This is a genomic window from Winogradskyella eckloniae, from assembly GCF_013249045.1.
Classification (GTDB): Bacteria; Bacteroidota; Bacteroidia; order Flavobacteriales; family Flavobacteriaceae; genus Winogradskyella; species Winogradskyella eckloniae.
The window spans coordinates 457,765-470,445 of the sequence record NZ_JABRWP010000002.1; the positions used below are offsets into that span (position 1 = coordinate 457,765).

The following is a 12,681-nucleotide window of genomic DNA, read 5'->3' on the forward strand; positions in this document are numbered from 1 at the left end:
AATTAAACATTTTTATAGAAAAACGATAAAAAATAAACAGAAATTAAAATTTGAAGCCATATAAATTCATATTATCAGGAGGTGGAACAGGAGGACATATTTATCCTGCCGTTGCAATTGCAGACGAATTAAAGTCGCGCTATTCAGATGCTGAGTTCCTTTTTGTTGGTGCTTCAGATAGAATGGAAATGGATAAAGTGCCTCAAGCTGGTTATAAAATTGAAGGGTTGTGGATTTCTGGAATTCAACGAAAATTAACGTTAAAGAATTTAGCATTTCCGTTTAAATTGATTTCAAGTCTCTTAAAATCGCGAAAAATTATAAAGCAATTTAAGCCAGATGCCGTTATCGGAACTGGTGGTTTTGCAAGTGGACCATTGTTGCAAGTGGCGTCTTCAAAAGGAATTCCGAGTTTAATTCAAGAGCAGAATTCATTTCCTGGCATCACAAATAAATTACTAGGAAAAAAAGTAAATACTATTTGTGTGGCTTATGATGGTTTAGAACGATTTTTTCCAAAAGAGAAGGTAAAACTCACTGGAAACCCAATTCGTAAGGATTTATTAGAAGTAAAAAATAAACAGATAGAAGGTAAAGATGCCTTCACACTAAAGCATAATAAAAAAACACTTTTAGTATTAGGTGGAAGTTTAGGCGCAAGACGCATCAATCAATTGATTGAAGCCAATATTGATTTTTTTGAAGCGCAAGATATTCAAGTGATATGGCAATGCGGAAAATTGTATTACGACCAGTATAAACAATACAATGATTTAGATAGAGTGCAAGTGCATGCGTTTTTAAATAACATGGATTTGGCTTATGCAGCTGCAGATGTTATTATTTCTAGAGCAGGAGCAATTTCGGTTTCAGAATTATGCATTGTTGGTAAACCGGTAATTTTTATTCCGTCGCCAAATGTAGCAGAAGACCATCAAACTAAAAATGCAAAATCGGTTGCAGATAAAAACGCAGCGATTTTAATACGAGAAAAAGATTTAGATGCTGATTTTCAGAATGAGTTTTCTGCATTGATTTCAAACGAAGAAAAACAAAAAGAATTAAGTAAAAATATTGAAGCCTTAGCATTAGTTAATGCCACAAATGATATTGTGGATGAGGTTGAAAAACTTTTAAATAGCGCATCTTAATCTTCTCAAAAGGAAGAAACTGAGAAGGGAAGTGGAATAGAAATAAAAATGAATAGCAATAAGGATCATATCAGCAACAGTGAGAAGGCTCTTCCTAATGGTAAGGGTTTGGGATGGGCTTTTAGTGTTTATTTTATTGGTATTGGAGGTATAGGAATGAGTGCTATTGCGCGCTATTTTGTGGCCAACGGTAAGCAAGTAGCTGGTTATGACAAAACACCTACTGAAATCACAAAAGCGCTTGAGGCTTTAGATGTTCAAATTCATTTTGAAGATAGTTTAGAACACATCAATTCAGAGTTTTTAAATCCTGAAAACACATTGGTGGTTTATACGCCTGCGATTCCTAAAAGTCATTCGGAATTAAATTATTTTAAGGATAATGGTTTCAACGTTTTAAAGCGTTCAGCAGTATTAGGAGAAATTACGAAGCAAACCGTTTGTTTGGCTGTTGCTGGTACACATGGTAAAACGACTACGACCAGTATTTTAGGTCATTTGTTAAATACATGTAATGTGCCTGTTACAGCATTTTTAGGTGGAATTAGTGAAAATTATAATTCTAATCTAATTCTAAACGGAACAGAAGTTACCGTTGTTGAGGCCGATGAATTTGACCGTTCGTTTTTAACCTTATCCCCAGATTTGGCTTGCATTACCTCAATGGATGCAGACCATTTAGATATTTACGGAAATGCAGAAGAGTTAGTAAAAACCTTTAAAGATTTTACAGCGTGTATAAAACCTAACGGAAAGTTATTTGTAAAAAATGGATTACCGTTAAATGGTATTACCTATGGTATTGACGATGATTCAGATTATAGTGCGCAGAACATTTCAATAGAAAATGGGAGCTATATTTTTGATGTAAAAACACCAAAAGGCATTCAGAAGGGTTTCAAATTTAGTTTGCCTGGACGCCATAATTTATCTAACGCACTTGCGGCATTAGCAATGGCAATAGAATATGGGTGTGCTTTTAATGATTTAGCAATTGGATTAGAGACTTATAAGGGTGTGCAGCGTAGATTTACGTATCAAATAAAAACCAATGATTTTGTTTTTATAGATGATTACGCACATCATCCAGAGGAGATAAAAGCTGTTTATCAGGCAGTGAGAGAAATGTATCCAGGGAAAAAAGTGCTTGCCGTTTTTCAGCCGCACTTATTTAGTAGAACACAAGATTTTGTAGATGGATTTGCAGAAAGTCTTTCAAAATTCGATGAATTATTGTTGTTAGATATTTATCCTGCGAGAGAATTACCAATAGAAGGCATTACCTCAAAATGGCTATTAGAAAAGATTAAAAACCCGAATAAAAAACTAATTGAAAAATCAGAAATAATTAATGAAATTAAAAAATCTGATGCTCAAATAGTATTAACCATTGGAGCAGGAGATATAGGAGCTGAAGTTAAACACATTAAAGAAGCGTTCTATGTTGAAAATTAATTATAACTATATAAAAATCATAGTGTTGGTTCTGTTGGTTGGCTTTTTGTTTGCCTTTTCAAACCAAAGAAATAAAACCAGACTGGTAGGTGAGCCTAACATTAAATTCTTGGGTGAAAACCAATTATTTATAACAGAATCGAATGTTAGTAAATTGTTAATACAAAATTTAGAACCTGTTTCAAAGCAACCTAAAGATATTATAGATTTGAATGCATTAGAATCTGCCCTGAAATCTAATCCAATGATCAAGCAAGCGGAAGTGTTTATGTCAGTAAATGGTACACTTTCAGCCGAAATTGAACAGAAACGACCTATCGCAAGAGTGAACACAAATGCATCGTATTATATTGACGATGAAGGAGGATTTATGCCTTTGTCATACAATTATGCGGCAAGAGTGCCACTAGTTACTGGAAATATTAAGAAAAATAAGCTTAAAACCGTCTTTCAATTTGCAAAAGTTGTAGATGAAGATGATTTCTTAAAGAAACATGTCATTGAGATTCGTCAAAACGACGATAATACAATCGATTTTAAAATTCGAAAAAGTGATTTTACGGTTCATGTAGGAACCTTAAAACAACTCGAAAAAAAGATAAATAATTTTAAAGCGTTTTATCAAAAGGCTTTTAAAGACCAAATTTTAGATCGCTATGCAATTGTAAATTTAAAATTTGATAAACAAGTGATTTGCACCAAAAAGTAAGCTATGGACAAACAAAACATTTCGGTAGGTCTAGATATAGGAACCACAAAAATTGTGGCCATGATTGGTCGCAAAAATGAGTATGATAAAGTTGAGATATTAGGTCTTGGTAAGGCTAAAAGTATGGGCGTACATCGTGGTGTAGTTAATAATATTACGCAAACGATTCAATCAATACAACAAGCGGTTCAAGAAGCAGAAGCAGCAGCTGCAGAGAAGATTGAAGAAGTTACAGTTGGTATTGCAGGTCAGCACATACGAAGTTTACAACATAGTGATTATATCACACGACCAAATTCTGATATTGTTATTGACGAGGATGATATTGATCGTTTAATCAATCAGGTACATAAATTAGTTATGCTTCCTGGCGAAGAAATTATCCATGTATTACCGCAAGAATTTAAGATTGATGGTCAAGCCGAAATTACAGAGCCTATTGGCATGTATGGTGGTCGACTAGAAGCTAATTTTCACGTGGTGGTTGGTCAGGTTTCATCCATCAGAAATATTGGTAGATGTATTAAAAGTTCTGGTTTAGAATTAGAAGGCATCACTTTAGAACCATTAGCTTCTGCAAATGCAGTCTTAAGCAGAGAAGAAAAAGAGGCTGGTGTAGCTTTAATTGATATAGGAGGAGGAACAACAGATTTGGCTGTTTTTAAAGATGGCATAATTCGTCATACAGCAGTGATTCCATTTGGTGGTAATGTCATTACGGAAGATATCAAAGAAGGGTGTTCTATTATTGAAAAACAAGCAGAGCTGTTAAAAGTGAAGTTTGGGTCGGCATGGCCAGGAGAAAATAAAGATAATGAGATTGTGTCTATTCCTGGTTTACGCGGAAGAGAGCCAAAAGAAATTACATTAAAGAATTTGTCTAAAATTATTCACGCGAGAGTCGTGGAAATTATTGAGCAAGTTTTTGTTGAAATAAAAAATTACGGTCACGAGGAGCAAAAGAAAAAATTAATTGGAGGTATTGTATTAACAGGTGGAGGAAGCCAGTTAAAGCATTTAAAACAATTAGTAGAATATATTACAGGCATGGATACCAGAATTGGATATCCTAACGAGCACTTGGCAGGAGATAGTGATGAAGATATTGCTAGTCCGTTGTATGCAACAGCCGTTGGTTTAGTGATGGATGGTTTAAAACGTCAAGAACGAAAAAAAGTAGAGCAAGTTGTAGAAGAAGAGATTGTTATTGAAAATGCAGCAGAAGAGACTATAGAGCCAGAAATTGAAATAAAAGAAGAAAAGCCCGTAAAAGAGCGTCGTTCGTTTTTAGATAAGTTAACCGAGCGTGTAAAAGATTTTTTAGATAATGCAGAGTAACAGCAACTAAAAATCTTGAAAGAGTAATAAAAATTAAAATTGAAAACCCATAATTACAAATAAAATGAGTAACAGCAACGAATTTGGAAACATTTCATTTGATTTGCCTAAGCATCAATCAAACGTCATCAAGGTTATTGGTGTCGGTGGAGGTGGAAGCAACGCCATCAATCACATGTTTCAGCAAGGCATTAAAGGTGTAGATTTTGTAATCTGTAATACAGATTCTCAAGCCCTTCAAAATAGTGGTGTACCAAACAAAATTCAATTAGGTGTAGCTTTAACAGAAGGCTTAGGTGCAGGCGCAAATCCAGATGTAGGCGAAGAGGCAGCAATTGAAAGTTTAGAAGACATCCGTAGAATGTTAGATACCAATACAAAAATGGTATTTATAACTGCAGGAATGGGTGGAGGAACTGGTACAGGAGCCGCACCAATTATTGCAAAAATGGCAAAAGAGCTAGACATCTTAACTGTTGGGATTGTAACTATGCCGTTTCAATTTGAAGGAAAAATGCGTAATGCCCAAGCACAACGTGGTATCGAGAAACTACGATCTCATGTAGACTCCTTAGTTGTAATTAATAATAATAAGCTTCGCGAAGTTTATGGAAACCTAGGATTTAAAGCTGGTTTCTCAAAAGCAGATGAAGTCTTATCTACAGCCTCTCGTGGTATAGCAGAAGTGATTACACATCACTATACTCAGAATATTGATTTACGTGATGCTAAAACGGTTTTAAGCAATAGTGGAACAGCGATTATGGGATCTGCTACGGCTTCTGGTCAAACCAGAGCACAAGAAGCAATTATGAGTGCTTTAGATTCACCGTTACTTAATGATAATAAAATTACTGGAGCTAAAAACGTATTGTTGCTAATCGTTTCTGGATCTCAAGAAATTACAATTGATGAAATTGGTGAAATAAATGATCATATTCAAACCGAAGCTGGATTTGGAGCAAACATTATTATGGGTGTTGGTGAAGATGAAGGGTTACAAGAATCTATTTCTGTAACAATTATTGCGACAGGATTTGATCTCGATCAGCAAAATGAAATTTCAAATACTGAAACGAAAAAAGTAGTCCATGCTTTAGGAGAAACAACAGAAACGAGTACACAAGAAAAGGAGCCAGCTATTATCACGCCAGATATAGTTTTAGAAGCTGAAAAACCAGCACCTGTTGTTCGTCATACTTTAGAAGAGGATGTAGAAGAGGTGAATATTGTAACTAAAGCAGAAGACAATAGTGGTACTAACTTAATTGAAACCACAGATATTATAAAAAACATAAATGTTGTTTATGATGAAGTTTTAGATGCTCAACCAGACATCATTGAGCCAGTAGCAACCATTGAACCTGAGCCTACAATAGAGCCAGAAGATTTTGTTATTACGCCAATTGTAAACAAAGCCGAAAGAATAGAGGAACCTACAGAAGAGCAAATTACTTTTTCTTTCGATTTGCCAATTGCGAATAAGAAAACCGAAGTAGAGGCTGAAGAGCCAAAAGCTGAAGAAGAAAAGATGTTTTTTAGTTTAGAGGAAGAAGTTAAGGATATAGACGTAAAAGAACCTGTTGAAATTATTTCTGTAACAGAAGTCAATGAACAAGGAGAAAAACGTTATGCGTTGGATGATTTTGAGACGTTTGAGTCTTCTTTAAATGCTAAAAACGAAATTGCAGAAGTAAAAGAAGAAGTAGTTTTTGAAAAGAAAACACTTGCTGTAGATGAACCATTAGAGATTTCTGAAGAAGAGATTGATCCTATGAATAGTCCTATTTCAGACTTACTTATTGCTCGTGCAGATGAGCGTAGAAGAAGAATGAAGGATTTTAACTATAAGTTTAATACAGCGAAAATAGACGAAATAGAAAAAGAACCTGCTTACAAAAGACAAGGTGTTAATTTAGAAGATGCACAGCATTCTTCTGAAACGAAAGCTTCTAGAATGTCTGTTGGTACAGATGAAAATGATGATATTCAATTAAGAAGTAACAATTCATTTTTGCACGATAACGTGGATTAATAGCAAGTTTAGTGTATTGTGCAAAAGCACTTAGTACAAGCCCAAAAAGTTCCTCCAGCTTTTTGGGCTTTTTGTTTATTTATAGTTTACCAATAGAGGATTTCTATAGTATTACAAGCAAAACTTTTTGTTATCTTCGCACTTCTTAAATAATCTAAAATATGAGTTTACAAGTTGATATTATGACTGCAATGAAAGCAGCAATGAAGGATAAAAATCAAACAGCATTAGCTGCTTTAAGAGCTGTGAAATCGGAAATATTATTAGCACAAACGGCTACGGGTTCTAAAGAAGATATTTCTGAAGATGAAGAAATAAAGATATTGTCTAAAATGGTAAAACAGCGTAAAGATAGTGCTGCTATATTTTTAGAGCAAGATCGAAATGATTTAGCTGAACCAGAATTAGCTCAAGCTGAAATTATCAGCCAATTTTTACCAGAAGCCTTAAGCGAAGATGAAATTGAGAAAGTGGTTGTAAAAACTATAGAACAAGTTGGTGCAGAAGGTATGAAAGATATGGGGAAGGTTATGGGAATAGTGAGTAAAGAATTAGCAGGACAGGCAGATGGTAAAACTATATCTAATATTGTAAAGGCTAAGTTGTCTTAGAATAAATAAGATTAAAGGCATCTGTTTTTAAGGATGTTTATGGCCTCGTAGTTCAACTGGATAGAATATCAGATTTCGGCTCTGAGGGTTGGAGGTTCGAATCCTCTCGAGGTCACGGATAAATCAAAAAGTTGCACGTCAAATCAAGCTCGCTTGAATTTGTAAGTGCAACTTTTTGATTTTCAAAACGGAGTTTTTGAGGATGCGAAGCCATCCTAACTAAAGTAGAAATAAAAAAGTTAGAAAGTGGTTTAGCTCGCTTGAATTTGTAAGTGCAACTTTTTGATTTTCAAAACGGAGTTTTTGAGGATGCGAAGCCATCCTAACTAAAGTAGAAATAAAAAAGTTAGAAAGTGATTTAGCTCGCTTGAATTTGTAAGTGCAACTTTTTGATTTTCAAAACGGAGTTTTTTGAGGATGTGTATTACCGTTCTGTATTGCTTCATTTTTGTTTTTGTAGCTATTCCAAGACTACTTCTAATATGTTCGCGTTTCCATTGTCCGCTTCGTTAGAAATAAATAAACGACCATCATCGCTAAATGTTAATCCTTCTGGCTGAGCAAATTGTTTTTTATTTAACTTAATGGCATTTTTAATGATGCCTTCATTATTCAATATAATTAGTTTTGGATTTTTACCCTCTAAAACATAAATATCTTGAGTCATAGGATGCACGGCAATTTCAGATGGACATAAAGTATTACGGATATGTTTGTGTTTAAAGTCTTTTAAAATTTCAGATTTTAGGTTCACACTAAAAACAGGTATAGTATCAACGGTTTTAGTGTCTAATGGAATTTTATATACGCTTCTTAAGTGTTTTGGGCCTAAGTCTTTATCTTTTGGAGATATTAATAATTGATTGTTTTGGGTATCAAAAGTTAGGCTTTCCATATTGTTGTCAGCATCAAAAACAGTTTTGATTTTAGACGTTTTTATAGCCTTAGTATTATAATTTGAAAGTGCATAGATTAAGCCATCGCTTCGTAAAACATAAGCATCGTTGTTGTGAATTGCAATAGCTTCATAATCACCATGACCAGCAAACTTTATGGTTTTTAGAATAGAATTAATTTTAATATCATAGATGAAAATATAACCATCTTCATCTTGTATACATGCAAATGTATTTTCATTAATCCAAGCAATACCACTGACTTCGTTTAATATATCAGGTAAAACATGCGTATTTTTAATGGTGTATTTATGGGTGGAATAGCTTTCTTGTTTTACATCAATAAAATTATGTTTGTAAAAGAAAAAACCAACTATGAATGTAAATAACACAATGGAGATGCCTAAAATGGCATTAGAGGTTTTCATAATTTTTTATCTTAAATTTTGCTGTTAATTTCAATAGTTTTTCACTTAAGCTAAATAGCCAATATAGTTGTTCTCTAACCAAATGCGCTTCCTTGTGCGTGCGTTCGTTTTTTGTCTGAAAAAAATCATCATTACCAAGTTCATTATCTGAAAAGTGAAAAGGTGTGGTTTTAAAGACAGCATTGCTAGTTGCAGAATTTTCAAAGTCAATAGTTTTCAATTGTATGCAGGCTAAGTCGAGATTATCTAGAATTTTTTTAGATATCCTTTCAAAGTCTTCAGAGGCGTTAGATGTTGGGTTGTTTTGAGTATAAGTGCTAAGTGATGCCAATGACGCTAAGAGACTATTGTTTATAACTACAAGTTGGTAAATGTCATCGATATGGTTTTGTTTGGATTCTGGTTCTTGTGCCATTCTCTGAAATGCGGCACTTAAGTTAGACATTTCTACAAAGGCTTCCTTTCTATTAATTTTTAAGCTCGTTGGAATAGTTCCTTTTTTTTGATAAAAGTTGCTAATAGATTTAAAAAACGCTGTATTAGCTTTTAAGCTATCTTTAATATGATCGCCAATTTCCATAAATGACCAAGCCGGAAAGAGCCAGCGCATTGCTGCATAAGATAAGGTTGCTCCAATGAGTGTGTCAAAAACTCTAAACTGAATGACCGTAAGAATATTAGGTTCTAAAATTCCATATATTAAAATTACACTCAAGGTAATAAAGGTAGCAGATGCTTTATAGTTTTTTTGTACCATAGAGAATGCAACAACTATAGATAGTACACCTAAAGCACCATAGATATACGGATTGCTAATTATAAACACTAAACCAGTAGCTAAAACTGCTCCAATAACTGTACCGATGATTCGGTCTTTGGAGCGCTCTTTGGTAAGACCATAACTTGGTCGCATTATTACAATAATAGTAAGGATAATCCAATACGGATTCTGAAAATCGAAAAATAAGCCAATACCATATCCTATCATAACAACAACAGATAGGCGCAAAGAGTGTTTAAAAATGGTAGACCTATAACTTAGATTTCTAAGGATTAATCTTGGGTTGTAATCTCGTCGTTTTATAAATCGAATTAATTTATCGTTTTTAATGTAATCATTAGAAGTTAAGTCTGGATTGCCCAGTAACCATTTAATTTTCTTTAATTTTTCAAATTGCTTTTTTTGATAATCTAAGAAATTTTGGAGCATCAGATATTGCTCATATTCTTCTAATTGATTGGCATCTTTAAATATTAAAATTTCTGTTTCAAGCTTTATCAATACATCAGAAATCACTTTATTAGATGGTAGACGTTTTGAATTATTTAGATGTTTGGAAATAGATTTTAATTGATGCGATAGTTCTAAAATTATTTTCTGAAAATGTGTTTTAAACTGCGGATGATTTGCAAAAAAGACATCCATTTTATTGTAGTTCACAGGATTTGCAATGGCTGTTTCTAACATTTCTATGAGTTGACCTAATATCAATAGTCTTCTGCTGTGGTAGTTAGATTTTCCTGAACTTTTTCGAGATAATATTAGAATTTCACGTAAGGTTTCATGATGTTCTGTGAGTTCACTTTGTAGGTTTAAAAGTTGAACCTGCAACTCGTCTCTGTTGGGCTGTTCTCCAATTAATTGCCTTCTGGTATCTAATAGTTGAGCTGTTAATAAAAATGTTTCGATTAACGCTTCTTCGGTTTGGGCCTTAGGGTTAAAGTAATACCAAATTGTAGAGAGTATTAAATACCATAGACCGCCAACACCAATGAGCAACGCAAACTGATAAACTTCTAAATTTTCTAATCGGTGTGCAAAACTTAATACTAATGCTAATAAACCTGAAAAACTTATTAATGAAGCTCTAAATCCATAAATTGAAATAAAGGCAATACAAAAGGTTAAAATACCAAGAACAGGGAAGAGTAGGTAGTTTGAAATGTTTAAGTAGCCACCAATAAAGCTTATTATTACAACTAATAGCGAGGAGAATAATATACCAATTTGTTTATGTTTTAAGTTGCCACTAACATCACTTGGAGAACACCAAAATGCACCAAAACAAAGCGCAAGACCAATTTCTAATTGATCGGCTATAATACCGCAGATAATTGGAGTTGTTACAGCAATACTTATTAATACCGCTTTAGAAAAGCTGGTGCTTTTAAAGAATTCGATTAATTCCTTAGCATGTTTTGAAATAAGTTTTAAAATAGGTGTTTTGATTTTATCATTCTTTACAAAGATACGATTTGATAAGTAAAGCAACTGCGTTTATTCTGATACTGTAAATCAATAGTTTAAAAAAAAGCAGAGCTTTTAGAATATAAGAGCTATTTCATAATCCGAGTTAACTGAAAGAACTTCTTATAATCTTCAGGAATTGTATCAACGTTAAGTAAGCTACCTGTTTTCATAGGAGGATAAATATCGTGATAGGTTTTTACGTTGTACAGGCCAATACGTTTACTAATGTGGTCTCTCGTTAATTCACTAGGGCTATTAAGACCAGCTGCAGCTACTAATTCTAAGAAGGAATGAATTGTAGCTTCATGATAACGTTTAGCTCTAGGAGCCTTGTCCTCTACAACCAATCCTTTTACTAAAGATGCGTTTTGTGTTGCTACACCAACAGGGCAAGTATTAGTGTTACATTGCAAGGCTTGAATACAACCTATGGATAACATCATTGCACGTGCACTATTACAGCCATCGGCTCCCAATGCTATAGCTCTTGCCATATGAAAACCTGTAATTATTTTACCAGCAACAATGACCTTTATTTCTTTTCTTATATCAAATCCTACGAGTGTATCATGAACAAAAATTAAACCTTCACGTAATGGCATTCCCATAGAGTTCGAGAACTCAACAGGAGCCGCACCAGTTCCACCTTCTCCACCGTCTACAGTTATAAAATCTGGGTAAATACCTGTGTGGATCATGGCTTCACAAAAGTCCATAAATTCTTGTTTTCTTCCCAAACATAATTTAAAACCAACGGGCTTACCATCAGAGAGGTCTCTAAGTTTTTTAATAAAATGCATAAACTGAATTGGGTTAGAAAACGCAGAATGCGATGGAGGAGAGTGTACTGCTATACCAGGTTTTACATGTCTTATTTTTGCAATTTCTTCGGTGTTTTTAGATGCTGGTAAAATTCCTCCATGTCCAGGTTTGGCACCTTGAGATAATTTTATCTCAATCATTTTTACTTCTGGTTTTAAAGCGTTTTCTCTAAATGTAACTTCATTAAATGTGCCATCTTCTTTTCTGCAACCAAAATATCCTGTACCTACTTGCCATATTAAATCGCCTCCATTTTCTAAATGATAATTACTTATGCCACCTTCTCCAGTATTGTGCGCAAAATTGCCCATTTTGGCTCCTTTGTTTAAAGCTAAAACAGCATTTTTACTCAGTGAACCAAAACTCATTGCAGATATGTTTAACAAACTCGATGAGTATGGCTGTTTACAATCTTTACCTCCAATTATTAATCTTGGGAATTCTCCAATGTCTTTAGGGTTTTGTTTTGCATACATAGAATGTTCTAGCCATTCGTAACCAGAATGGTATAGGTCCATTTGCGTGCCAAAAGGCTCAGTGTCATTTTCGCCTTTTGCTCTTCGATAGATTAATGATCGCAATATTCTGTTTAAGGGTCTACCTTGGGTGTCTGTTTCAACAAAGTATTGCATTATTTCTGGCCTGATTGCTTCTAGCATGTATCTAAAACGTCCTAATAATGGGAAATTTCGTCGAATAGTATGTGAGGTTTGCATAATATCAAAAAGCCCCATAATAATTAAGGGGCCTATTAATAAAAATGCCCATAAAATAGGTTGCCAGATAAAAGCAATGCCAACAATTGCTAAAACAATAATTATAGAAATGATTAAAAATTGTTCACGTACTTTCATAGAAAATAATATTAGAAAAAAATTAGGAAATTATGCTGTCTTAAGAATTCTGATGTAAATATAATAATTATACAACATTAGTAATACGGTCTAATATGATAAAAACTATATGGATTGGTTATTTGCTATTT

Annotated in this window: 9 protein-coding genes and 1 tRNA gene; 7 read left to right on the forward strand and 3 right to left on the reverse strand. The window is 33.8% G+C overall.

What is annotated here, in order from left to right; translation table 11 throughout:
• Nucleotides 1-50 precede the first annotated feature (50 nt).
• The 7 genes from murG (at nucleotide 51) to HNV08_RS04940 (ending at nucleotide 7,414) form a co-directional block, all read left to right on the forward strand.
• A complete protein-coding gene (murG, locus tag HNV08_RS04910) occupies nucleotides 51-1,151 on the forward strand; it encodes an undecaprenyldiphospho-muramoylpentapeptide beta-N-acetylglucosaminyltransferase (protein ID WP_173280050.1) in 1,101 nt (366 codons plus the stop codon).
• A gap of 48 nt (nucleotides 1,152-1,199) precedes the next feature.
• A complete protein-coding gene (gene murC / locus HNV08_RS04915; protein WP_173280051.1) occupies nucleotides 1,200-2,606 on the forward strand; it encodes a UDP-N-acetylmuramate--L-alanine ligase in 1,407 nt (468 codons plus the stop codon).
• Nucleotides 2,593-3,315, forward strand: a complete 723-nt coding sequence (locus HNV08_RS04920; protein ID WP_317170205.1) for a cell division protein FtsQ/DivIB — start codon at nucleotides 2,593-2,595, stop codon at nucleotides 3,313-3,315. Before murC ends, HNV08_RS04920 begins: the two co-directional genes overlap by 14 nt.
• Nucleotides 3,316-3,318: 3 nt before the next feature.
• Nucleotides 3,319-4,653: a cell division protein FtsA gene (gene ftsA / locus HNV08_RS04925; protein WP_173280052.1), complete on the forward strand. Its 1,335-nt coding sequence runs from the start codon at nucleotides 3,319-3,321 to the stop codon at nucleotides 4,651-4,653.
• Between the two features lie 64 nt (nucleotides 4,654-4,717).
• Entirely contained in the window at nucleotides 4,718-6,688 is a 1,971-nt protein-coding gene (gene ftsZ, locus HNV08_RS04930; RefSeq protein ID WP_173280053.1) for a cell division protein FtsZ, read from the forward strand.
• 161 nt (nucleotides 6,689-6,849) lie between these two features.
• Nucleotides 6,850-7,299 carry a GatB/YqeY domain-containing protein gene (locus HNV08_RS04935; protein WP_173280054.1) on the forward strand — a complete coding sequence of 150 codons (450 nt, stop codon included), beginning with the start codon at nucleotides 6,850-6,852 and terminating at the stop codon, nucleotides 7,297-7,299.
• Between the two features lie 41 nt (nucleotides 7,300-7,340).
• Nucleotides 7,341-7,414: transfer RNA gene (locus tag HNV08_RS04940), tRNA-Arg, on the forward strand.
• 345 nt (nucleotides 7,415-7,759) lie between these two features.
• Here the strand turns inward: HNV08_RS04940 and HNV08_RS04945 are convergent.
• The 3 genes from HNV08_RS04945 to HNV08_RS04955 form a co-directional block, all read right to left on the reverse strand.
• Entirely contained in the window at nucleotides 7,760-8,623 is an 864-nt protein-coding gene (locus tag HNV08_RS04945) for an SdiA-regulated domain-containing protein (RefSeq protein ID WP_173280055.1), read from the reverse strand.
• On the reverse strand, nucleotides 8,610-10,895 hold the full coding sequence (locus HNV08_RS04950) for an FUSC family protein (RefSeq protein ID WP_194241973.1): 2,286 nt from the start codon (nucleotides 10,893-10,895) through the stop codon (nucleotides 8,610-8,612). The genes HNV08_RS04945 and HNV08_RS04950 overlap by 14 nt, the downstream gene beginning before the upstream one ends.
• 65 nt (nucleotides 10,896-10,960) lie before the next feature.
• Nucleotides 10,961-12,550 (reverse strand): FMN-binding glutamate synthase family protein, encoded by a 1,590-nt coding sequence (locus HNV08_RS04955; protein WP_173280056.1) that lies wholly within the window; start codon nucleotides 12,548-12,550, stop codon nucleotides 10,961-10,963.
• Between the last annotated feature and the right edge of the window lie 131 nt (nucleotides 12,551-12,681).